The organism is Stenotrophomonas sp. Steno-Z2 (assembly GCF_056393235.1).
In genome coordinates, this window is the sequence record NZ_JBWJOY010000005.1 from 64757 (window position 1) to 86867 (window position 22111).

General features: G+C 67.7%; 19 protein-coding genes. 6 read left to right on the forward strand and 13 right to left on the reverse strand.

Annotated elements, in window-relative coordinates:
- Window positions 1-18: 18 nt before the first annotated feature.
- From galU to cmk, 8 genes are all read right to left on the reverse strand, one after another.
- A complete protein-coding gene (galU, locus tag AC06FP_RS12110; protein WP_478075671.1) occupies window positions 19-897 on the reverse strand; it encodes a UTP--glucose-1-phosphate uridylyltransferase GalU in 879 nt (292 codons plus the stop codon).
- Window positions 897-2801: a polysaccharide biosynthesis protein gene (locus tag AC06FP_RS12115; protein ID WP_478075672.1), complete on the reverse strand. Its 1905-nt coding sequence runs from the start codon at window positions 2799-2801 to the stop codon at window positions 897-899. Before AC06FP_RS12115 ends, galU begins: the two co-directional genes overlap by 1 nt.
- A gap of 3 nt (window positions 2802-2804) precedes the next feature.
- Window positions 2805-3791, reverse strand: coding sequence for an MraY family glycosyltransferase (locus AC06FP_RS12120; RefSeq protein WP_478075673.1), 987 nt, complete (start codon window positions 3789-3791; stop codon window positions 2805-2807).
- Window positions 3792-3794: 3 nt separating this feature from the next.
- Window positions 3795-4973 (reverse strand): lipopolysaccharide assembly protein LapB, encoded by a 1179-nt coding sequence (lapB, locus tag AC06FP_RS12125; protein WP_478075674.1) that lies wholly within the window; start codon window positions 4971-4973, stop codon window positions 3795-3797.
- Between the two features lie 6 nt (window positions 4974-4979).
- Window positions 4980-5270 (reverse strand): lipopolysaccharide assembly protein LapA domain-containing protein, encoded by a 291-nt coding sequence (locus tag AC06FP_RS12130; protein WP_456116337.1) that lies wholly within the window; start codon window positions 5268-5270, stop codon window positions 4980-4982.
- 98 nt (window positions 5271-5368) lie between these two features.
- Window positions 5369-5674, reverse strand: a complete 306-nt coding sequence (locus AC06FP_RS12135) for an integration host factor subunit beta (RefSeq protein WP_054666286.1) — start codon at window positions 5672-5674, stop codon at window positions 5369-5371.
- 91 nt (window positions 5675-5765) lie between these two features.
- On the reverse strand, window positions 5766-7457 hold the full coding sequence (gene rpsA, locus AC06FP_RS12140; RefSeq protein ID WP_054666289.1) for a 30S ribosomal protein S1: 1692 nt from the start codon (window positions 7455-7457) through the stop codon (window positions 5766-5768).
- Between the two features lie 194 nt (window positions 7458-7651).
- Entirely contained in the window at window positions 7652-8329 is a 678-nt protein-coding gene (cmk, locus tag AC06FP_RS12145) for a (d)CMP kinase (protein ID WP_456116338.1), read from the reverse strand.
- Between the two features lie 188 nt (window positions 8330-8517).
- Between cmk and ykgO the strand changes: the two genes are divergently transcribed.
- The 6 genes from ykgO to AC06FP_RS12175 all read left to right on the forward strand — a co-directional run bounded on the left by ykgO (window position 8518) and on the right by AC06FP_RS12175 (window position 13139).
- Window positions 8518-8643, forward strand: a complete 126-nt coding sequence (ykgO, locus tag AC06FP_RS12150) for a type B 50S ribosomal protein L36 (protein WP_005409283.1) — start codon at window positions 8518-8520, stop codon at window positions 8641-8643.
- Between the two features lie 220 nt (window positions 8644-8863).
- Window positions 8864-9196 (forward strand): hypothetical protein, encoded by a 333-nt coding sequence (locus AC06FP_RS12155; RefSeq protein ID WP_478075675.1) that lies wholly within the window; start codon window positions 8864-8866, stop codon window positions 9194-9196.
- Between the two features lie 126 nt (window positions 9197-9322).
- Window positions 9323-10360: an agmatine deiminase family protein gene (locus AC06FP_RS12160; protein WP_456116340.1), complete on the forward strand. Its 1038-nt coding sequence runs from the start codon at window positions 9323-9325 to the stop codon at window positions 10358-10360.
- 123 nt (window positions 10361-10483) lie between these two features.
- Window positions 10484-11371 (forward strand): carbon-nitrogen hydrolase, encoded by an 888-nt coding sequence (locus AC06FP_RS12165; RefSeq protein WP_456116341.1) that lies wholly within the window; start codon window positions 10484-10486, stop codon window positions 11369-11371.
- Between the two features lie 15 nt (window positions 11372-11386).
- Window positions 11387-11917: an N-acetyltransferase family protein gene (locus AC06FP_RS12170; RefSeq protein WP_478075676.1), complete on the forward strand. Its 531-nt coding sequence runs from the start codon at window positions 11387-11389 to the stop codon at window positions 11915-11917.
- Window positions 11918-11921: 4 nt separating this feature from the next.
- On the forward strand, window positions 11922-13139 hold the full coding sequence (locus AC06FP_RS12175; protein ID WP_478075677.1) for a TraB/GumN family protein: 1218 nt from the start codon (window positions 11922-11924) through the stop codon (window positions 13137-13139).
- A 24-nt stretch (window positions 13140-13163) separates the two neighbouring features.
- Here AC06FP_RS12175 and AC06FP_RS12180 read toward each other — a convergent pair whose 3' ends face one another.
- From AC06FP_RS12180 to AC06FP_RS12200, 5 genes are read right to left on the reverse strand one after another with little or no spacing between them, the layout of a single operon-like run.
- Entirely contained in the window at window positions 13164-13580 is a 417-nt protein-coding gene (locus tag AC06FP_RS12180; RefSeq protein ID WP_456116344.1) for a DUF6326 family protein, read from the reverse strand.
- Window positions 13581-13590: 10 nt separating this feature from the next.
- The gene (locus AC06FP_RS12185; RefSeq protein WP_478075678.1) at window positions 13591-14304 is read right to left on the reverse strand and encodes a DUF4386 domain-containing protein; all 714 of its coding nucleotides are present in this window, start codon (window positions 14302-14304) and stop codon (window positions 13591-13593) included.
- 52 nt (window positions 14305-14356) lie between these two features.
- Window positions 14357-17434, reverse strand: coding sequence for an efflux RND transporter permease subunit (locus AC06FP_RS12190; protein ID WP_478075679.1), 3078 nt, complete (start codon window positions 17432-17434; stop codon window positions 14357-14359).
- A gap of 5 nt (window positions 17435-17439) precedes the next feature.
- Window positions 17440-20910: an efflux RND transporter permease subunit gene (locus tag AC06FP_RS12195; protein ID WP_478075680.1), complete on the reverse strand. Its 3471-nt coding sequence runs from the start codon at window positions 20908-20910 to the stop codon at window positions 17440-17442.
- Entirely contained in the window at window positions 20907-22052 is a 1146-nt protein-coding gene (locus tag AC06FP_RS12200; protein ID WP_478075681.1) for an efflux RND transporter periplasmic adaptor subunit, read from the reverse strand. The genes AC06FP_RS12195 and AC06FP_RS12200 overlap by 4 nt, the downstream gene beginning before the upstream one ends.
- Between the last annotated feature and the right edge of the window lie 59 nt (window positions 22053-22111).

A 22111-nucleotide genomic window follows, 5' to 3' on the forward strand; every position in this document is an offset into this window, starting at 1 on the left:
GGAGCGCTCGAAAAAACCCTATTCCGCCAGCATCGCCGCCAGCTTCTCCCGCGCCGGCCCTGCCAGCTTCGGGTTGTCCAGCGCGAAGCGGATCGTCGCCTCCACCAGGCCCAGGTGCGTACCGCAGTCGAAGCGGGTGCCTTCGAAACGGTAGGCATCGACCTCTTCGGTCCTCAGCAGCTGCGCGATCGCATCGGTCAGCTGGATCTCGCCACCGGCGCCGCTGCCGGTCTGTTCCAGCAGCTCGAAGATCTTAGGGCTCAGCACGTAGCGGCCGACCACGGCCAGGTCGCTCGGTGCGTCCTCCGGCTTGGGCTTCTCCACGATCTGCGAAATGCGGCCCTTGCGGCCATCGAACGCCTCGGTGGCGACGATGCCGTAGCTGGCGGTCTTGTCGTGCGGTACGTCTTCAACGGCGATGACGCTGGCACCACTGGCCTCGTTGAGGTCGGCCATCTGCTTCAGCGCGCCGTCGCCGCGGTTCCAGATCAGGTCATCCGGCAACAGCACCGCGAATGGTTCGTCGCCGATCACCGCCTTGGCGCACAGCACCGCATGCCCCAGGCCCAGGGCCTCGGCCTGGGTGACGAAGATCGCACGCACGCCTTCCGGCAGCACGTGGCGGATCATCTCCAGCTGCTCCTGCTTGCCAGCGCGCTCGAGTTTCTGCTCCAGCTCATAGGCCTTGTCGAAATAGTCCGCGACCGCATGCTTGTAGCGGTTGGTGATGAACACCAGGGTATCGCAGCCGGCTTCGATCGCCTCGTCGACGGCGTACTGGATCAACGGCCGATCGATGATCGGCAGCATCTCCTTGGGAACGGTCTTGGTGGCGGGCAGGAAGCGCGTGCCGAGACCTGCGACAGGAAAAACCGCCTTGCGAATACGTCGGGACATCAATTCCTACCAGCCTCTTTGGGAAACGGGACAATATTGGTTTTCATGCTCGGCTCCACCGCCTTCCGCGACGGCGAATACTCGGGGATGACGGAGGACAGGATCGCCTGCATGACCTCGGCATCATAGCTGGTCACGGCCTCGCGCAGACGCGGCAGGCTGCCCAGTACGCGTTCGGCGCAGAAGTCGCGCACCCCCGCTTCCAGCACCTTGGGATGCGCGGTGGGCCGGCTGTTCTCGTCCGAATAGAACAGGCTCTCATGCAGCTTCTCGCCCGCGCGCAGACCGGTGTAGACGATGGCGATATCGGTACCCGGCTGCTTCCCGGCGAGGCGGATCATCTGCTCGGCCAGTTCCCGGATGAGCACCGGCTCGCCCATGTCCAGCATATAGATCGCGCCACGCGAGGAGGAGGCTGCCGCCTGCAGGATCAGCAGGCAGGCTTCGGGAATGGTCATGAAGTACCGGCTGACCTCCGGATGGGTCACGGTCACCGGTCCGCCCTTGCGGATCTGCTCGCGGAACAGCGGAACCACGCTGCCCACCGAACCGAGCACATTGCCGAAGCGGACGGTAACGAAGCGGGTGCGGTTCTTCTCGTTGAGGCTCTGGCAGATCATCTCCGCATAGCGCTTGGTCGCGCCCAGCGCATTGGCCGGGTCGACGGCCTTGTCGGTGGAAATGAACACGAAGTTGTCCACGCCGTACTCCAGGCAGGCCTTGGCCATGCACGCAGTGGCGAGCGTGTTGTTGCGGATGGCCTCGCGCATCTGCCCTTCCAGCAGCGGAACCTGCTTGTAGGCAGCGGCATGGAACACGGTATCCGGACCATACAGGGTCAATGCACGGCGGGCGACCGCCGGATCGCCGCAATCGCCCAGGACGCACTCGATTTCCAGATGCGGGAAATTGCGGCACAACTCGCTCCGGATGTTGAGCATGAGTATTTCGCTGATCTCCAGCAGCACGATCCTGCGCGCACCATGGCGCGCGCATTGGCGGCAGAGCTCGGAGCCGATCGATCCCCCGGCCCCGGTCACCATCACCGTGCGTCCGCGCAGCCAACCGCGGATCAGATCCCAGTCCGGCTGTACCGGCTTGCGGCCGAGCAGGTCCTCGATGGCCACTTCCTTCAACTGTCCCGGCAGCGTGTTTCCTTCCAGGACATCGCTCAACTTCGGGACGGTCCTGAATGGGAGACCCGTACTCTCGCACAGCGCCAGGATCCGCTGCATCCCCGCCGCGTCCAGCGTGGGGATGGCGATCACCAGCAGTCTCGCCGCGGTTTCCTTTGCCACGGAAGCCACATCGGCGATGGTTCCCAGAATCGGAATCCCCTGCAGTTTCGCCCCTTTCAGATGCGGGGAATCGTCCAGCAGACCGACGGGCTCGTAATCACCCGAACGACGCAGGTCCTTGATCAGCGCCTCCGCCGCGTGCCCCGCGCCGAGCACCAGCACCCGGCGCGCGCGCGCATCGGAATGGATCGACTGGTAGTCCTTCCACGCCCGATAGAGCAGGCGCGGCCCGCCGAGCAGGGCGGCCAGCGCGAAGGGGTAGACCGCAAGCACGGACATGGGAATGCCATTCAGGCGCCTGTAACTGAACAGCAGAACGATGGCACCCACGCCGATGAAACAGGCCTTGAAGATATTGACCAGGTCGGTAACGCTGGCAAAGCGCCAGAGCCCCCGGTACAGCCCCACGTACTGGAACGCCAGGGCCTGCAGCAGCATCACCACGGCGACGTCGACGCTCAGCAGCGGAATGGGCGGTGCGGCGTCCAGCATCGCGTAGCGGGCGACATGCAACAGCTGCCAGCAGGCCCAGACCATGACCAGGTCGTGCCACATCACCGCGATGCGCGGGAAATTTCCTGCCAGCTGTCGTCGCCAGACCGTCATTGGTCACTTTTCCTTTTTGTTGGACCTGTTCCGAAAGCAAAACCAGAGGCTCACCGCCGCCGCTGCCCACGCCACCGCCGCCAGATGGTTCCAGGGCCTGGCCAGCCGGATGAAAACCGGCAGCAGCATGACCCCGGCAATCGCGAACAATGCGTAGCCGGATGTGACAGCGACGTGACTGCGACCGGATTTCACCCAGCGCTGGTACAAGTGTTGGGTATGGGCTTCCATCCAGCGCTCGCCCCTGAGCACGCGACCTGCGAGCGTAAGACCGGCATCGACGAGGAAGGCGGCCATGGGTATCAACAGGAGGGTCCAGGGCGCGCTTTTCGTCCCCAGCCCCAATGCCACCAGCCCGGCCAGCAGATAGCCGAGCGCGCCGCTGCCGACATCGCCCATGAAGATCCTGGCCTTGGGGAAATTGAACGGCAGGAAGCCGAGCACGCCAGCCGCGAGGACCAGCGCCAGGCCGGCAACGGGAGCCGGCAGCAGCATGGCGTAGGCAACGCAGGCCAGCAGCGCCTGGGTCGCGGCCAGGCCGTCGATGCCATCCATGAAATTCCAGACATTGATCAGCACGACCGCCAGGAACGCGCTGAAGCAGGCCGGGAACACTTCACCCGTCCGCTGCCAGACCAGGACTCCCAGCAGCAGGCCCGCCAGCACGTGCACTCCCAGGCGGGGCATCGCCGGCAACGGCCGGTGGTCGTCCCACCAGCCGATTCCCGCCACCATCACCAGTCCGGTGGAAAAGACCGCCAGCGTGGCGGCGGCTCCGGGAAACAGCATGCCGGCGCATAGATAGGCCAGCAGCTGCGAGACGACGATGGCGACCCCGCCGCCACGCGGCGTCGCCACCGCATGGCTCCTGCGCTCACCCGGCTGGTCGAGCAGTTGCCGGCGCAGCGCATAGGCACGCGCCATCGCGGTCAGCGAGGCTGCGACCAGGACGACTGCCAGCAGCCCAGGAACCATCCATGCCGGCTGCATCGATCAGAGCACCGCGTAGTTCAGCAACGGCTTGACCGTCCCCCATTCCTTGCAGCTCGGGCACTGCCAATGATGGGTGCGCGCACCGAAGCCGCAGCGGGTGCAGCGATAGGCCGGATTGCGCACCAGCAGCTGGTCGGTGATGTGCTTCAGATCCTGCAGCGTCGCTACCGGATCGGCGCCCTCGGCGAGGGTCAGGTCGATGAGCGCCGACTCGCCACGCACGGACGGGCGGTCCTTCAACTGGCGTCCCAGGTAGGCGCGCGCGGGTCCCACACCCTCCTGCTCTTCCATCAGCCGCGCCAGCGCCAGCACCGGGGCGATGCCACGGTAGTGCTCGGCCATCTCGGCCAGGAAGGCGCGTGCGCCCGCCAGGTCACCCACGTTGCGATAGTTCTTGAGCAGCTGCGGCAGGATCTCGGGCAGGTAGTCCGGGTCGTTGCGCGCGGCCCGCTCGAAAGCGCGCACGGCGCCCTCGTCGTTGCCGAAGTCGCTTTCCAGGCGCCCTTCGATGATGCCGGCCCGCACGCTCATCGCGTCGGCGGCGTTGGCGCGCTCGATGGCCGCGCGCGCCTCGTCCAGGCGCCCGGCGGCGCGGTGGCGCTCGGCCAGCTCGCATTCGAACTGCCCGATCAGCTTGCCCATGGGCTCATCGGTGACCTGCTCGTAGCGGGTCGCGTTCTCGATGGCCTTTTCCCAGTCGCGCTCGGCTTGATAGATGCCGATCAGGTGCTTCAGGGCCTGCGGCGCACGCTGGTCGATCCGCGCCAGGTCGGTGAACACCGTTTCGGCGCGGTCCAGCAGGCCCGATTTCATGTAGTCCTCGCCCAGCGCGAGCAGGGCCTGCACGCGCTGGCCATCGGAAAGGTCATGGCGGTTGGCCAGCCCCTGGTGCAGGCGGATGGCGCGGTCCACCTCGCCCCGGCGCCGGAACAGATGCCCGAGCGCGAGCTGGGTCTCGAAGGTCTCCTTGTCCAGCTCGGCGATATGCAGGAACAGCTCGATGGCCTTGTCCGGCTGCTCGTTGAGCAGGTAGTTCAGGCCACGGAAGTAGGTGCTCGACAGCCGGCTGACCTGGTTCTCGCTGTGGCGCTGCCCGCCGCGCCGGCCGACAACCCAGCCGCAGAGCGCGGCGATCGGCAGGAACAGGAAGAACCAGAACCACTCACTGATGAAGGCCATCGTCGCTCAGCGTCCGTCGAAAGGAGAAGGAGTCTGCGGCGCAGGCGCGCTCGCGGTGCCCGCTGCTGCCTTGTTGGCCCGCCGCAGCCTGGCATAGAGCGGAATGACCACGCCGGCCAGCACCAGCCCACCGCCCACCAGCGCCCCGAGCAGGAGCGAAACGATGATCGCGATTCCAGAGGTGGTCCGCAGCGCCCAGAACGCCAGACTGATATCGACAGGCTGCGAATTGAGCGAGCCTATCACCAGGCCACCGACCAGCACGGCCAGCAGAATCAACAGACGGACAGCCTTCATGCGGCAGCCTGCTCCATGTCCATAGAGCCACTAGCTTAACGGCCGTGGCGGCGATCCGCAGCAGGCGGATCAAAAAAACGGATGGCCGCAGCAGAAACTCAGGCGGGGTCACTTTCCAGCGGCACGACGTCGCTCACGCGCTCGCGCAGTTCCTTGCCCGGCTTGAAATGGGGAACGTGCTTGCCAGGAAGGGCGACCGATTCGCCGGTCTTCGGGTTGCGCCCCATGCGCGGTGGCCGGTAATGCAGCGAGAAGCTGCCGAAACCACGGATTTCGATGCGGTCGCCGGAGGCCAGCGCACCACCCATCATCTCCAGCAACGACTTCACGGCCAGATCGACATCATCGGCCTTCAAGTGCGCCTGGTGGCGCGCAAGGATTTCGATCAGCTCGGATTTGGTCATTGCGGACTCGTCACGAAGGTATAACCCCCGAAGCGGCCCGGACATTCGTCCGGGCCGCCCAGGTTGCATCTACGACAGGCTCAAGGCCGGTTTACTCGGACTTGTTGCCGCCCAGCTGCGCGCGCAGCAGCGCACCCAGGCTGGTGGTGCCGGCAGCGGCTTCGGTCGAGGACTTGTTGTACTCGGCCAGCGCTTCGGCGGTTTCGGCTTCGTCCTTGGCCTTGATCGACAGCTGCATGGTACGGCCCTTGCGGTCCATGCCCACGAACTTGGCTTCGACCTTGTCGCCGACCTTCAGGTGCTGCGAGGCATCGTCCACGCGGTCGTGGCTGATGTCGCGGGCCGAAACGTAGCCTTCGATGCCGTCGGCCAGTTCGATCACGGCGCCCTTGGCGTCGACTTCCTTCACCACGCCTTCGACCTTGGAGCCCTTCGGATTGGCCGCCATGTACTGGCCGAACGGATCCTGCTCCAGCTGCTTCACGCCCAGGGAGATACGCTCGCGCTCCGGATCGACGGCCAGGACCACGGCGTCCAGGGTGTCGCCCTTCTTGAAGTTGCGGACCACGTCTTCGCCGGTGGTGTTCCAGCTGATGTCGGACAGGTGGACCAGGCCGTCGATGCCGCCGTCCAGGCCGATGAAGATGCCGAAGTCGGTGATCGACTTGATCTGGCCGGACACCTTGTCGCCCTTCTTGTGGGTGGCGGCGAAGGTTTCCCACGGATTGGCGGCAACCTGCTTCATGCCCAGCGAGATGCGGCGACGCTCTTCGTCGACGTCCAGCACCATCACTTCGACTTCGTCACCGACCTGCACGACCTTGGACGGGTTGACGTTCTTGTTGGTCCAGTCCATCTCGGACACGTGCACCAGGCCTTCCACGCCCGGCTCGATCTCGACGAACGCGCCGTAATCGGTGACGTTGGAGACCTTGCCGAACACGCGGCTGTTGGCCGGGTAACGGCGCGAGATGTTGTCCCACGGATCCTCGCCCAGCTGCTTCAGGCCCAGCGAGACGCGGTTGCGCTCGCGGTCGAACTTCAGCACGCGCACGTCCAGCTCGTCGCCGACGTTCACGACTTCGGACGGATGGCGCACGCGCTTCCATGCCATGTCGGTGATGTGCAGCAGGCCGTCGATGCCGCCCAGGTCCACGAACGCACCGTAGTCGGTCAGGTTCTTGACGACACCCTTCAGGATCGCGCCTTCCTGCAGCTTGTCCATCAGCTGCTCGCGCTCTTCCGAGTGCTCGCTCTCGACGACGGCGCGGCGCGAGACCACGACGTTGTTGCGCTTGCGGTCCAGCTTGATGAGCTTGAACTCCAGCTCCTTGCCTTCCAGGTAGGCCGGGTCGCGCACCGGGCGCACATCGACCAGCGAACCCGGCAGGAACGCGCGGACATCCTTGATGTCGACGGTGAAACCACCCTTGACCTTGCCGCTGATGCGGCCGGTGATGGTTTCGTTCTTTTCCAACGCTTCTTCCAGCTCGTCCCACACCATCGCGCGCTTGGCCTTCTCGCGCGACAGGACGGTTTCGCCGAAGCCGTTCTCGATCGAGTCGAGCGCGACCTTCACCTGGTCGCCCACGCCCACGTCGATTTCGCCAGCGTCGTTACGGAACTGTTCGATCGGCACGATGCCTTCGGACTTCAGACCGGCGTTGATCACCACCACGTCGCCGCGGACGTCGACGACGGTGCCGACGACGATGGCGCCCGGCTTCAGCTTGGCCAGGTTGGCCTGGCTGGCTTCAAACAGTTCTGCAAATGATTCGGTCATTGGATTTACTCAGTTGAACACATGGGCAGGTCGTTCCCTTCGGGGAGTGCGTACCGCCCGCCTGTTGGTCGACCCCGTGCCGGCGGCCGTGTGTGGAGTGGAAAAACCGCCGTGCACCCTGCACGACGGAGCCTTGTACAACTTCGGTTTTGTGCGACGGCGGCCGTCACCGGCCGCTCTCACGGAACCGCGGGTCACGCTTCCTGCGAGGGAAGCAGGCCCAGCACCCTGGCAACGACGTCGTCGATGCCGATACCGCTGGTGTCGATGAGAACGGCGTCATCGGCCGGCCTCAGGGGCGCCACTGCGCGCTGTGCATCACGGGCGTCGCGGGCCATGATCTCGCGCAGGAGGTCGTCAAAGTTAACCGAAACCCCTTTTTCTTTCAACTGTTTATGCCGCCGCTGCGCCCGTTCCTCGGCGCTGGCGGTCAGGAATACCTTGAACGGGGCGTCCGGAAAGATGACCGTGCCCATGTCGCGGCCGTCGGCCACCAGCCCCGGCGCCACCCTGAATGCGCGCTGGCGCTCCTTCAGCGCCGCCCGCACCTCGGGGATGGCCGCGATGGCCGAGGCCAGCGCCCCGGTGGTCTCCAGGCGCAGTTCGTCGGTCGCGTCGGTATCGTTGACCAGCACCCGCAGGCTCTCGCCGCGCTCGACGAAGCGGATGCGGGTATCGAAGGTGCAGCGCACCAGCGCCGAGGCGTCGGAGGTATCGATGTCGGCCCAGCTGGCCGCCACGCCCACCGCCCGGTACAGCGCCCCCGAGTCCAGGTAATGCCAGCCCAGCCGGTGCGCGACGATGCGGCTGACGGTACCCTTGCCGGCCCCGGACGGGCCGTCGATGGTGAGGACGGGGGGAAGTGGGCTCATCTGGGGCCTTCGCTGAACGGGAATCGGCCCATTCTAGCGCCCCGCCCGACCCGGCCGTCGCCGCTTGCACGCAACCACTTGAACCCACATGGAAATGCCCGGTAGAATGGCGGGCTTGAACGAGCGTCAACCTGCATATCCGCGGCTACGCTCCCTGTAGAACTCCAACGTATCCGCCGAGGTATGCCATGAAAGTCCTGTCCTCCCTGAAGTCGGCGAAGGCCCGTCACCGTGACTGCAAGGTGGTTCGCCGTCGCGGCAAGATCTTCGTGATCTGCAAGTCGAACCCGCGTTTCAAGGCTCGCCAGCGCTGAGCCGGCCGGCGCAAGCCGCCAGCGGAATCCGCGAGGATTCCAGCCTTCGCAGAAAGCCGCCTCCGGGCGGCTTTTTGCATCCTCGTCCCGCGCTCACGGCGGGCGGCGTATCTTCCCTCCGGCACGGCCGCCCACGGCTGTCTGGAACAGAGCCGTCCGCCGCTTTATCGCCGCCGTTTTTTTGCTGTAATCGCCACTTGTCCTCCGGGGAGAAGCGACCATGAAGCAGACCATCCGGGCCCTGGCCCTGACCGCCGCGATCCTCGCGGCACCCAATGCGGCGATGGCCGACACCCTGCTGATCGAGCGGGCGCAGGAAAAGCCGGCCGGCGCGCTGCCGGCGCGCGGCGAGTCGATGAGCCAGGTCCAGGCGCGCTTCGGCGCCCCGGCCGAGCGCCTGGAACCGCGCGGCGGCCAGAAGCGGCAGTGGCCGACGATCAACCGCTGGGTCTATCCGGCCTTCACCGTCTATTTCGAGAAGCAGCGCGTGATCGACGTGGTCGCCAACCAGGCCGGCCCCGACGAGATCGGACCGAAGCCGCCGATCCGCTGATCGACGCAGCTCCCGGGGCGCGCGCCGCGCCCACCGGGACAACCACCCCACCCCGCGCCTCCCGCTACCGGGAGGCCGACGAACGCCCCGGATCCCGGTCCGGGCACGAGCCGAGTAGCCCCCGCAATGACCGATGCACTTCGTTTTCCCGCCGAATGGGAAGCCCAGTCCGGCGTCCTGATCGCCTGGCCGCACGCCGATACCGACTGGGCGCAACGCCTGGCCGAGGTCGAGGAAACCTACATCGCCCTGGTCGCGGCCATCACCCGCTTCCAGCCGGTGCTGATCTGCGTGGCCGACGACGACATCGAGACCTATGCGGAAATGCGCCTGCGCTCCAACCGCATCGACATGGAGCGCGTGCGCTTCATCACCGCGCCCTATGACGACACCTGGCTGCGCGATTCCGGCCCGATCACCCTCAAGCGCGCCGACGGCGGCTTCCAGCTGCTGGATTTCCGCTTCACCGGCTGGGGCGGCAAGTTCGAGGCGAGCCTGGACGATCAACTGGTCGGCGTGCTGCATGAAGCCGGCGCCTTCAACGATGCGCAGGTGCGCAGCATTGCGTTCGCGCTGGAAGGCGGCGCCATCGACACCGACGGCGAAGGCACCCTGCTGACCACCTGGCAGTGCCTGCACGAACGCCACCCCGATCGCGACCGCGCCTCGCTCGGCACCGACATGGCGCAGTGGATGCAGCAGCAGCGCGTGCTGTGGCTGGACCACGGCTATCTGGAAGGCGACGACACCGACGCCCACGTCGACACCCTCGCCCGCTTCGCCTCGGCCGACAGCATCGTCTACCAGGACTGCGACGATCCGCAGGATTCGCACTACGCCGAACTGCAGGCGATGGGCGCCGAACTGGCGGCGCTGCGCACCCGCGACGGCCGCCCGTACCGCCTGTTCCCGCTGCCGTGGGCGCAGCCGGTGATCGACGAAGGGCGCCGCCTGGCCGCGTCCTATGCCAATTTCCTGATCATCAACGGCGCGGTGCTGATGCCGGCCTACGGCGACCCGGCCGACGACGCCGCACGCGACGTGCTGGCGCAGGCCTTCCCGGACCGCGAAATCGTGCAGGTGCCCTGTCGCCCGCTGATCTGGCAGAACGGCAGCCTGCACTGCATCACCATGCAGCTGCCGGCCGGCCTGCTGGCCGCCTGACGGCTCCCCCGCCGATGTGGCCGCGCGGCGCCATGCCGGTGGCCACGCGTTCAGCCGTCGCGGGCATGCCGCGCCGGCTTCCGCGCTACCATGCGCCCTCTCCCCCGCAGGACCCTTGACCGGATGAGCTCCCGCCACACCCTGACCGTCGCCCTGATCCAGGAGCGCAACCACGGCGACGCCGCCGCCAACCTGGCCGTCATCGAGGCCCGCGTGGCCGAAGCCGCGGCGCAGGGCGCGAAGCTGGTGCTGCTGCAGGAACTGCACAACGGCCCGTATTTCTGCCAGCACGAATCGGTGGACGAGTTCGACCTGGCCGAACCGATCCCCGGCCCGAGCACCGAGCGCCTGGGCGCGCTGGCCAGACGCCATGGCGTGGTCATCGTCGGCTCGCTGTTCGAGCGCCGCGCCGCCGGCCTGTACCACAACACCGCGGTGGTGTTCGAGAAGGACGGCACCCTGCTCGGCAAGTACCGCAAGATGCACATCCCCGACGACCCGGGCTTCTACGAGAAGTTCTACTTCACCCCGGGCGACATCGGCTTCAAGCCCATCGACACTTCGGTCGGCCGCCTCGGCGTGCTGGTGTGCTGGGACCAGTGGTATCCGGAAGCCGCGCGCCTGATGGCGCTGGCCGGTGCCGAACTGCTGCTCTACCCCACCGCCATCGGCTGGGACCCGGACGACGTGCAGGACGAGAAGAACCGCCAGCGCGATGCCTGGGTGCTGAGCCACCGCGGCCATGCCGTGGCCAACGGCCTGCCGGTGCTGTCGTGCAACCGCGTCGGCCACGAGGCTTCCCCGCTGGGGGCGTCGGGCATCCAGTTCTGGGGCAACAGCCACGTGCTCGGCCCGCAGGGCGAGTTCCTGGCCGAAGCTGGCGGCGAGCCGACCGTGCTGGTCTGCGAGGTGGACCTGCAGCGCAGCGAACACGTGCGCCGCATCTGGCCGTTCCTGCGCGACCGCCGCATCGACGCTTACGGCGACCTGCTCAAGCGCTACATCGACTGACCGGGGAACCCGCGCATGGCCGTGCACATCCGTGATGCCGGCGCGGCCGACATCGCCGCCATCGCCGCGATCTACGCGGTCGAGGTCACCGACTTCGTCAACACCTACGAATACGAGGTGCCGGACGAGGCGGAGATGCTGCGGCGCATGCAGGACATCCTCGCCCGCGGCTTTCCCTACCTGGTCGCCGAAGTCGACGGCCAGGTCGCCGGCTACGCCTACGCCAACACCTACCGCAGCCGCATCGCCTACCAGTGGACGGTGGAGAACTCGGTCTACGTCGACGCCCGTTTCCAGGGCCGCGGCGTGGGCAGCGCGCTGCTGCAGGCGCTGATCGACGCCTGCACCGCGCGCGGCTTCCGGCAGATGGTCGCGGTGATCGGCGAGCCCACCAATACCGCCTCGATCCGGCTGCACGAACGCTTCGGCTTCCACCTGGTCGGCGTGTTCCGCGGCCTGGGCCGCAAGCACGGCCGCTGGCTGGACACCGTGCAGATGCAACGCGCGCTCGGCGACGGCGCCGGCAGCGCACCCTCCAATGAATGACGCAATGACCGAAACCCTTCCCGAAACCGGCGGCGACCTGCTCGCCGGCCAGCCGCTGCGCATCGTCGAACGCGATGGCGTGCGCTACACCCTGCTGGGCACGGCCCATGTTTCCGCCGCCAGCGTGCAGGCCGTGGAACAGGCCATCGGCAGCGGCCAGTACGACGCCGTCGCGGTCGAGCTCGACCCGCAGCGCCTGCAGGCCCTCACCAACCCGGACGCGCTGGCGCAACTGGACCTGATCGAGGTGATCCGCAGGAACCGGGTCGCCCTGTTCGCCGCCAACCTCGCCCTGGCCGCCTACCAGCGCCGCCTCGCCGAGCAACTGGGCATCGAGCCGGGCGCCGAACTCAAGCGCGCGGTGACCCTGGCGCAGGAGCGCGGCCTGCCGGTGCACCTGATCGACCGCGACGTCGGCCTGACTTTCCGCCGCGCCTCGCAGCGGCTGGGCTTCGTCGGCAAGCTGAAGCTGGTCGCCGGCCTCGGCGCCGGCCTGTTCTCCTCCGAGGACGTGGGCGAGGACGAGATCGAGAAGCTCAAGCAGGGCGACATGCTCGAATCCAGCTTCGGCGAGTTCGCCAGCGAGAGCCCGGCGCTGTACGAGAGCATCATCGGCGAGCGCGACCGCTACATGGCCACGCGCCTGCGCGAGGAACGCCACGACGGCCAGCGCAACGTGCTGGCGGTGGTTGGCGCCGGCCATCTGGCCGGCCTGGCGCGCCATCTGGAAAACGACACCGAGGCGCCCGCTGCGCTGCGCCAGGCACTGGAAGCCGTGCCTAAGAAGCGCAACATCCCGTGGATCACGCTGGGCATCTTGGCGGTGGTCCTGGCCGGCATCGGCGTCGGCTTCTGGAAGGGCGGCATGGACATGGGCGCGCACATGCTGGCGACCTGGGCGCTGTATACCGGCGGCCTGGCCGGCATCGGCGCGCTGCTGGCCGGCAGCCACCCGCTGAGCATCCTGACCGCGGTGGTGGTGGCGCCGTTCAAGCCGTTCCGCCTGAGCATTCCCACCGGCGCCTTCGCCGCAGTGGTGGAAACGCGCCTGCGCCGGCCGGCCTACGCCGATTTCCTGCAGCTGCGCGACGATGCGCAGACGCTCAAGGGCTGGTACCGCAACCGCGTCACCCGCATCGTGCTGACCTTCATGCTGACCAACATCGGCAGCATGCTCGGCCTGTGGCTGACGGGCTTCACCGTCTACGGCAAGCTGGTGTGACGCGCCTGCGCTGCGCCGCGGCCTTCAGCTCCGCGGCCAGCGCCAGGCCATGCCCGCGATCAGCAGGCACAAGCCGATCTCGATGGCGCTGTAAGCCAGGTAGTACCACCAGGCGCCGGGCATCGTGAGCGCGACGAAGGCCGCGTAGAACAGGGCCAGGCCGATGCAGAGCCAGCGCGCCAGGCGTGCCGGCAAGGCCAGCGACAGGAACACCATCAACCCAGGCACCGCCAGCAGCAGGGCCACGGACAGCAGCGAGCCCTGGCTGCTCGGCCCCACCGGGCCGGCGCCCTCGAGCATGTGCTGCAGCTTGCCGGGCCGGTACAGGCCGAAGTAGTCGCCGTAGAGGTAGCAGAAGGTCAGGCTCGCCCACAGCGCGGACAGCTTCAGGCGCAGCGGAAGCGGCGGATCGGACAGCGTGCGGCGGGAACCCGTCTGCATGGAGATGACCTCAGGAAGCAAGGGGAGATGACGCGCCCGTACGTCCGGCGCGCAACCCGAACAGCAGCAGCCACAGGCAGGTGCCGATTTCGCCCAGCGCCGCCGGCAGCGTCATGTAGCCGGAAATCCACGCGGCCGCGTAGCCCGGCACCAGCAGTTCGGCGAACACGTCCAGCACATAGCCCGCTCCGCCCAGCACCAGCAGCGCGCCCAGCACGCGCGGCAGGCGCCGCGAGCGCAGCACCAGCCAGCCCAGCGGCAGCAGCCACAGCCCCCAGAACACGCGCACCAGCTGCATGCCGCCGCGGTAGGCCTTCAGTGCGGCATGCGCCAGCTGCTGGCGCTGTTCCTGCGACAACAGCTGCGCGCTGTCGGCATCGGTCAGCAGGGACAGCGCCTGCAGCCGGTGCGACAAGGCCGCCAGCGCCAGCGGAACCGCCATCGCCACGAACGCCACCATCAGCGTCGCCGCGGCGCGGTTGACGTCCCTGAAAGCGCGGTACAACGCCAGCGCCAGCAGCAGGAAGGCCACCTGCTCGACGGCGAACGCCGCAATTCCCTGCCGGAACAGCGCCTGCCGGGCGACCACGTTGTCCAGCGCCGCGTGCGCATCGGCACCGGCGAGCTGCGCGGGCACATAGGCCAGGCAGAAGAGTCCGGTGAGGACGACGACCAGGTACAGGAGACCGGCAGACCGGCCGCCCCGGGGAAGTGCATGTTGCATCGGCGATCTCCTGGAAGAGCGCTCCCGCCGCAGGGGCGGGAGCGCGACAGCCTCAGTCCTGGGCGGGAACAGGCTCGGCGTCCCGCACCGGCGACAGCCCGCGCGCGCGCCGCACCAGGCGCGCGGTCCCCATGCGCAGGTCGTCGAGGATGGCGTAGATGGTCGGCAGGAACAGCAGGCTGACCACAGTGGAGAACGCCAGGCCACCGGCGATGGCGCGCGCCATCGGGTAGTACGGCGGCATGCCATCGGCCGTCTGCGTGTTCAACGCGATCGGGATCATCGCCAGGATCGCCGTGCCCATCGTCATCATGATCGGGCGCAGGCGCTCGCGGCTGCCCTCCACCAGTGCATCGGTGCGCGCCACGCCGCGCCGGCGCAGGTTGTTGATGTGCTCGATCATCACGATGCCGTTGTTCACCACCACGCCCATCAGCACCAGGATGCCGATCACCGCCATGATGTTCATCTCCGTGCCGGTCAGCCAGAACAGCCAGTACACGCCGAACACGGAGAACAGCACGCACGACATGATCGCGGCGGGGAACAGCAGCGATTCGAACACCGCGGCCATGATCACCACCATCAGGATCAGCGCGATGAAGATCGCCCGCACCATCTGGTCCATGCCGTCGAAATTGATGTTGAAGCTGCCGCCGGCGAAGGTGTAGCCATAGCCCGGCGGGAACTGCACCTTGTCCAGCGCGTCCTCGACCGACTTGCGCGCCACGTCCATCGGCACGTCCTTGGCCAGCCCGGCCTCGACCCGCAGCATGGTCTGCCGGTTCAGGCGCTGGATGGAGCTGGCCGCCGGGTTGACGTTCACGTCCACCATCGCCAGCAGCGGCACTTCCTTGCCGGCCGCGGTACGCACCATGAAGGACGACAGGTCCTCGATGCCGTAGTTTTCCGAGCCGGCGAAGCGCACGTTGACCGGGATCTCGACGTCGTCGCGGTGGAAGTCGCGCAGCGACGAACCGCGCAGCGCCATGCCGACGAACTGCGCCACCTGCTGCGTGCTGAAGCCGTACAGGGCGGCGCGCTCGCGGTTGACCCTCACCGCCAGCTCGGCGTTGGCATCGCCGATGTCCACGCGCACGTCGCGCAGCCTGGGATCGCGCGCCAGGATCGGCACGATGTCGTCGGCCAGTTCGCGCAGGGTCTGGCTGGAATCGCCGATCAGGCTGAAACGCAGGCCCTGCCCGTCGCTGCCCATACCGCCGGGCCAGCCGATGCCGATCTTGGCGCGCGCCGACTGCGGCAGCCCCTTGCGCACTTCCTCCTCGATCTTCTTGCTCTGCTCGCGGTCGTCGATGTCCAGGTACAGCCGGGTCTGCGCCCAGCCCTGCTCGGCATAGCGGCTGTAGACGCGCTCGATGTGGAATTTCTCCCGGTTGGCGTTGACGAAGTCCTCCACCCGCTGCACTTCCTTGCCCATTTCCTCCTTGGAATAGGCGCCCTTCCACTGGTAGAAGATGTTGATCTCGTCGGGCTTGTTGTTTTCCCCGCCGCCGGCGGTATGGGTCATCGGCCAGATGCTGACCAGCGACACCAGCACGATGCCGGCCACGCTCCAGCCGCGGTTCTGCAGGGTCCAGCGCAGCGCCCGCGCATAACGTTCCTGCAGGCGGCCGATCAGCGGCGACTTCACCGCCGGCGGGGTCTTCATGCGCGCCGACAGCATCGGGATCAGGCTCACCGCCACCAGCCACGAGGCCAGCAGCGAGACCGAGATGGTCACCGCCAGCTGCGACAGGTAGATGGTGATGATGTTCTTCTCGCCGAACATCATCGGCAGGAACACCACGCAGTGGCAGAGGGTGCCGGCCGACAGCGCGATGGCGACGTGGCGGGTGCCGATGATCGAGGCCATCGCCGGCTGCCCCGGGTATTTCTCGCGCTCCTGATAGATGCTCTCCACCACGACCACGGCATTGTCCACCAGCATGCCCACCGCCAGCAGCAGGCCCATCATCGAGATGATGTTCAGGCTGATGCCGGTGAAGTACATGAAGCCCAGGGTCATGATGAAGCAGATCGGGATCGCCATCGACACCATCAGCGTCGACGGCCAGTGGCGCAGGAAGGCGTACAGCACGATCACCGACAGCAGCAGGCCGATGGCGCCGGCCTCGGCCAGGGCCAGCAGCGAGCTGGTCACGGCCTTGCCCGAATCCCATGCCACCTCGATGTCGATGCCGCGCATGGCCGGGTCGTCCGCCAGCGCCTCCACTTCCCTGCCGACGGCGCGCGACAGGTCCACCAGGTTGGCCGAACGCTCCTTGTAGATGTCCACGCCGACGCTGGGCTTGCCTTCCATCCGCCGCACGTAGCTCATGCGCTGCGGCTGCAGGCTGACCTCGGCGATGTCGGACAGGCGCGTGCCGCGGTTGTTGACCGGCAGGTCGCGCAGTTCCTGCACTTCCTGCAGTTCGCCCCTGGGTTGCACGCGCAGGCGGCGGCCTTCCTCGGTGATCTGCCCGGCGGAGACGGCGAAGTTGGCCGCCTGCAGCTTCTGCACCAGTTCGTTGAGCGCCACGCCGTGGGCGCTGATGCGGTCCTTGTCCAGCGCCACCAGCACTTCCTGCTTGGCCACGCCTTCCACCTCGACGCGGGCGACGCCGGGCAGGCGCTCCAGGCGCTGCTTGATGGTGCGCTCGATCATGTCGGCGCGCGCGGTCAGGTCTTCCTTGCTGTTCAGGCGCAGGCTGATCGCTTCCTGGTCGCTGGTGCTCCAGCGCTGCACGTAATAGCGGCGGAAGTCGTCCGGCAGCTGGTCGCGCACCGCGTCGATGCGCTCGCGCGCCTCGGACGCGGCCATGGCGATGTCGCGGTTCCAGTCGCTGAACTCGACCTGGATCTGCCCGCCTTCGGCGTTGGCGCGCGCGTTCATCGACTTGATGCCGGGCATCGTGGCGATGGCTTCCTCGACCGGCCGCAGCAGGTTGCGTTCGACCTCCTCCGGGGTCGAGCCGGGATACGGCAGCGAAACGAAGAAGAACGGAATCGAAGCTTCCGGCTCGGACTCCAGCGGCAGCTTGAACGCGGCGATCAGGCCGATCACCACCATCGACACGAACAGCATGATGGTGGTGACCGGGCGGCGGATGGACAGCTCGGTGATGTTCATCCGGATCAGTCCCCGAGGCCGCCGATGGCGTCCTTCTCATGCGCCAGCACCTGCTCGGCCTGGGCCACCGCCTGGCGGGCGCGGCGGCCGCGCTCGGCGTAGTACTCGTCCGGCTTGCGGTCCAGCAGGTCGTACACCACCGGGATCACCAGCAGGGTCAGCAGGGTGGACACCAGCAGGCCGCCGATCACGGTGATCGCCATCGGCGAGCGCACTTCCGAGCCTTCGCCGAAGGCGAGCGCCAGCGGCAGGAAGCCGAACACCGCGCACAGGGTGGTCATCATGATCGGGCGCAGGCGCGAGCGCGCGCCCTCCACCAGCGCCAGGCGCTTGGCCACGCCCTCCTCGCGCAGCTGGTTGACCTTGTCGATCAGGATGATGGCGTTCTTCACCACCAGTCCGACCAGCAGGATCAGGCCGATGAACACCACCACCGACACCGGCGAACGCGCCAGCAGCAGCGCCGCCACCGCGCCGACCAGCGCCAGCGGGATGGTGAACAGGATCACGAACGGGTGCAGCAGCGATTCGAACTGCGAGGCCATCACCAGGTACACCAGGAATACCGCCAGGCCGAAGGCGAACAGCAGCGAGCGGATCGACTCGCCCAGCTCCTGGCCCTGGCCGCCGATGTGCATGCCGACGTCGGTGCCCAGCGGGTTCTCGGCCACCATCTTCTGCACTTCGGTGATCGCCTTGCCCAGGTCGATGTCGCGCAGATTGGCCGAGACGATGGCCACGCGGCGCTGGTCGGCGCGGTGGATCTCGCTCGGGCCGGTGGTGGCGATCACGTCGGCCACCGCGCCCAACTCGATCGGCTTGGCGCCGGTCGGGTTGACGATCAGGCGGCGGATGTCGTTCACCGAGGAGCGCTCGGACTCCTGCACGCGCACCAGCACGTCGATCTTGCGGTCGCGGAAGCTGTAGCGCGTGGCGACGTTGCCCTTGACCTTGTTGACCACCGCGTCGGCGATCTGGCGCGTGGTCAGGCCCATCGCCGCGGCGCGGTCCTGGTCGAACACCACCTGGATCTCCGGGAAGCCCTGCTCCACCGTCGATTTCACGTCGGCGTAGTGCGCGTTCTCGCGCAGCATGCCCGCCAGGCGGTTGCCGGCCACGCGGATGTCCTCAAGGTTGTTGCCCTCGATCTCGATCTCCAGCGGCGGCGACAGCGCGAACAGCTCCGGGCGGGCGAAGTCGACCTGCGCCGACGGCCAGGCCTTCAGGGTCTGGCGCAGCTTCTCGGTCAGTTCCGGCTCGCGCCGGGTGTCGTTCATCACCACCGACAGCTTGCCGATGTTCTCGCCGCTCTCGGTCGGGCTGGCGTCCAGCCGGGTGCCGGTACCCGACACGCCGTACAGCAGGCGCACGCCGTCCTCCTTGGCATGCGCGCGCTGCACTTCCCGCACCAGCGCGTCGGTCTGCGCCAGCGGCGTGCCCGGCGGCAGCTTGGCGGTCATCTCGAAGCGGTCCTGGGCCAACTGCGGCAGCAGGTCCACGCCCAGCAGCGGCAACGCGGCCAGGGTCAGGCCGAAGGCCAGCGTGGCGAACCCCAGCACCGGCCACGGCCGCCTGAGGGCCGCCGGCAGGATGCGCAGGTAGCCGGCCTCGGCGCGGCCGTACGGGGCCATCGCCAGGTCGCTGGCCTTGCGCATCACCGGGCCGACCACCGCGGCGATGCCACGGAAGATGCGCACCACCAGCCACGCCGCAGCGAAGAAGCCGTAGCGGAACATCGCGCCGATGCCACGGCCGGCAAACGCGGCCGGTTTCTTCCAGCGGCTTTCCGGACGCCACGGCTGGCGCGGCGGCTCGGCCGGGAACTCCAGCGGCGGGCGGCCCTTCAGCGCGCTGAGCATCGGAATCAGCGTCATCGACACCACCAGCGACACCGCGATGGCGATCGACACGGTCAGCGCCTGGTCGCGGAACAGCTGGCCGGCGATGCCTTCGACGAACACCAGCGGCAGGAACACCGCGATGGTGGTCAGGGTCGAGGCGACCACGGCCATGAATACCTCGCGCGTGCCCTTGATCGCGGCCTCGAGGATGCCCATGCCGCGCTCGCGCGCCTTGGCGATGGATTCCAGCACCACGATCGAATCGTCCACGACCAGGCCGGTGGCCAGCGCCAGGCCGCCCAGCGACATCACGTTCAGGCTCAGCCCCAGCTGGCCCATGAAGAAGAACGTGGCGATGATCGAAATCGGCAGCGACAGCGAGATGACGAAGGTGCTCCAGCCATCGCGCAGGAACAGGAAGATGATCAGGATCGACAGCAGGCCGCCGATCACCGCGTCCACCTTGACGTCCTTGATCGCGTGGCGGATGAACACCGACTGGTCCTCGACCAGGGTCATCTCGATGTCCTTGGGCATTTCCTTGCGGATCTGCGCCAGCCGCGCTTCCAGCGCGTCGGCGGTGGCCACGGTATTGGCGTCGCCTTCCTTGTACACGGCCAGTTCGACCGCTTCGTGGCCGGCGCTGCGGATCACCGCCTCGCGCTCCTTGTAGCCCTGGCTTACCCGGGCCACGTCCTTCAGGCGCACGCTGGGCGCGCTGCTGCTGCCGTCGCTGCGCAGCGCCGCGATCACGTTGGGGTCGCTGCTGCCGAGGATGGCCGACATCAGCTGGCGGTTTTCGCCGGTGGAGCTGGTGGTGCTGGAACCACTGGCGGTGGTCAGCAGCATCTCGCGCATCTGCTCGACCGTGGCGAACTGGTTGACCGTGCGCACCAGGTAGCGCTGCGAGCCTTCCTCCAGGCGGCCGCCGGACAGGTTCACGTTCTCCTGCTGCAGGCGCTGGATCACGCTGTCCAGCGACAGTCCCAGCTGCGCCAGCCTGCGCTGGTCGATGTCCACCTGGATCTCGTCTTCCAGGCCGCCGCCGACCTTGACCGCGGCCACGCCGCTGACCGGCTCGAGCTTGCGCTTGAGGTCCTCGTCGGCATAGCGGCGCAGTTCCATCAGCCGGCGCACCGCGTCGGCCTCGCTGCCGCCCTCCTGTTTCGAGGAAAGCGCCAGGCGCATGATCGGCTGCGTGGACGGGTTGAAGCGCAGCAGCACCGGCGGCTTGGCCTCCAGCGGCAGCTGCAGCGTTTCCATCTTGTCGCGCACGTCCAGCCCGGCCTGCTGCATGTCCGTGCCCCAGGCGAACTCCAGGACCACGTCGCTCTGGCCGGTGCGCGAGATCGACTTGAGCTTGCGCAGGCCCTTGACGATGCCCAGCGCCTCCTCGGCCGGCTGCGAGATCAGCGTCTCCACCTCGGCCGGCGCCGCGCCTTCGTAGTCGGTGCGCACGGTGAGCGTGGGATAGCTCAGGTCGGGCAGCAGTTCGACCTTCAGGCTGGACAGCGAGATCAGGCCGAACAACACCAGGGTCAGCGTCATCATCGCGATGGTGACGCGGCGGCGGGTGGCGAACTCGATCAGGTCGAAACCGCCACCGCCGGAAACCGACGGATCGCGCGCACTCATTGCTTGGCCGCCTGTGCGGCCGGCGCCTTGGCGGCAGCGGCGGACGCGACCGCCTTTTCCTTCTCCTGGCCGATCACCTGCACCGTGCTGCCTTCGCGCAGCGCCGCCTTGCCGGCCACGACCACCTCATCGCCCGGCTTCAGGCCTTCGCGCACTTCGATCCAGCCGGCATCGTCATAGCCGAGCTTGAGCAGGGTGCGCATCGCCTTGCCCTCGCGCACCACGTATACGGCCGGCTCGCCGCCGTCCTCCAGCAGCGCGGTGCGCGGCACCACCAGCGCATCGGCGCGCTGGTCGTAGTTGATGCTCAGGCGGCCGAACATGCCGGCCTGCAGCTCGCTCCCGCCCGAGAACGCGGCCACCACGCGGAACGTGCCGGTGCCGGTGTCCACCACCGGCGCGACACGGTCGACGACGCCGGCGAACCTGCGGCCCGGCAGCGCGTCGGCGGCCAGTTCCACCGCCTGCCCCGGCTTGAGCTTGGCGATCTCGCGCTCGGGCACGTTGAGCGTGGCTTCCAGCTTGCCGGCATCGACGATGCGGATGATCGGCGAGTTGATCTGCACGAAGTTGCCGGGCTTGATGTCGCGCGAGGCGACCACGCCGGCGATCGGCGCCACCACCGTGGTGTAGGACAGTTCCAGCACCGCCATGCGGTACTGCGCACGCGCGTTCTCCAGGTCGAAGCGCAGCTGGTCCACGTCGGCGGCGCTGACCAGCTGCTGCTGGACCAGCTTCTGCGCGCGCTGGTAGCTGTTCTCCAGCTTGCGCATCTGCGCTTCGCTCTGCGCCACGGCCAGGCGCGCGCGGTCCGGGTCCAGCCGCACCAGCGGCTGCCCGGCGCTCACGTGCTGGCCTTCCTCGACCATCACCGCCAGCGCCACGCCCGAGGTCTTGGCGACCACCTGCGATTCGGCGCGCGGCTCCAGGGAAGCGGTGCCGGTGTAGCTGGCGGCGATGGCGCGGCGCGCGGCCCTGGCCACCTCGACCGGGACCGCGTCGCTGGCCTTCTGCTCTTGCTTGGGCTTGTCCTTGGCCTCCTCGCCCCCGGCCTTGCAGCCTCCCAGCAGCAGCACCGTGGTGACGAGCAGAGCGGCGGCGCAGCTTCCGGTGCGGCCGTACGGGGTGAGGAGTCGCGACATCGTGGGGTCCCTGGAGATGCAGTGGCTGGTGTTGTAGCAAAGTATTGCACCACCCCACG

What these genes read in the sequence shown, in the direction of transcription:
- AC06FP_RS12165 (WP_456116341.1), top strand. Translation starts at nt 10,484, where the DNA reads ATGAGCTCCCGCCACACCCTGACCGTCGCCCTGATCCAGGAGCGCAAC.
- AC06FP_RS12185 (WP_478075678.1), bottom strand. Translation starts at nt 14,304, where the DNA reads ATGCAACATGCACTTCCCCGGGGCGGCCGGTCTGCCGGTCTCCTGTAC.
- AC06FP_RS12175 (WP_478075677.1), top strand. Translation starts at nt 11,922, where the DNA reads ATGACCGAAACCCTTCCCGAAACCGGCGGCGACCTGCTCGCCGGCCAG.
- galU (WP_478075671.1), bottom strand. Translation starts at nt 897, where the DNA reads ATGTCCCGACGTATTCGCAAGGCGGTTTTTCCTGTCGCAGGTCTCGGC.
- AC06FP_RS12115 (WP_478075672.1), bottom strand. Translation starts at nt 2,801, where the DNA reads ATGACGGTCTGGCGACGACAGCTGGCAGGAAATTTCCCGCGCATCGCG.
- AC06FP_RS12195 (WP_478075680.1), bottom strand. Translation starts at nt 20,910, where the DNA reads ATGAGTGCGCGCGATCCGTCGGTTTCCGGCGGTGGCGGTTTCGACCTG.
- cmk (WP_456116338.1), bottom strand. Translation starts at nt 8,329, where the DNA reads ATGAGCCCACTTCCCCCCGTCCTCACCATCGACGGCCCGTCCGGGGCC.
- AC06FP_RS12200 (WP_478075681.1), bottom strand. Translation starts at nt 22,052, where the DNA reads ATGTCGCGACTCCTCACCCCGTACGGCCGCACCGGAAGCTGCGCCGCC.
- AC06FP_RS12170 (WP_478075676.1), top strand. Translation starts at nt 11,387, where the DNA reads ATGGCCGTGCACATCCGTGATGCCGGCGCGGCCGACATCGCCGCCATC.
- ykgO (WP_005409283.1), top strand. Translation starts at nt 8,518, where the DNA reads ATGAAAGTCCTGTCCTCCCTGAAGTCGGCGAAGGCCCGTCACCGTGAC.
- AC06FP_RS12130 (WP_456116337.1), bottom strand. Translation starts at nt 5,270, where the DNA reads ATGAAGGCTGTCCGTCTGTTGATTCTGCTGGCCGTGCTGGTCGGTGGC.
- AC06FP_RS12190 (WP_478075679.1), bottom strand. Translation starts at nt 17,434, where the DNA reads ATGAACATCACCGAGCTGTCCATCCGCCGCCCGGTCACCACCATCATG.
- AC06FP_RS12135 (WP_054666286.1), bottom strand. Translation starts at nt 5,674, where the DNA reads ATGACCAAATCCGAGCTGATCGAAATCCTTGCGCGCCACCAGGCGCAC.
- rpsA (WP_054666289.1), bottom strand. Translation starts at nt 7,457, where the DNA reads ATGACCGAATCATTTGCAGAACTGTTTGAAGCCAGCCAGGCCAACCTG.
- AC06FP_RS12120 (WP_478075673.1), bottom strand. Translation starts at nt 3,791, where the DNA reads ATGCAGCCGGCATGGATGGTTCCTGGGCTGCTGGCAGTCGTCCTGGTC.
- AC06FP_RS12155 (WP_478075675.1), top strand. Translation starts at nt 8,864, where the DNA reads ATGAAGCAGACCATCCGGGCCCTGGCCCTGACCGCCGCGATCCTCGCG.
- AC06FP_RS12180 (WP_456116344.1), bottom strand. Translation starts at nt 13,580, where the DNA reads ATGCAGACGGGTTCCCGCCGCACGCTGTCCGATCCGCCGCTTCCGCTG.
- AC06FP_RS12160 (WP_456116340.1), top strand. Translation starts at nt 9,323, where the DNA reads ATGACCGATGCACTTCGTTTTCCCGCCGAATGGGAAGCCCAGTCCGGC.
- lapB (WP_478075674.1), bottom strand. Translation starts at nt 4,973, where the DNA reads ATGGCCTTCATCAGTGAGTGGTTCTGGTTCTTCCTGTTCCTGCCGATC.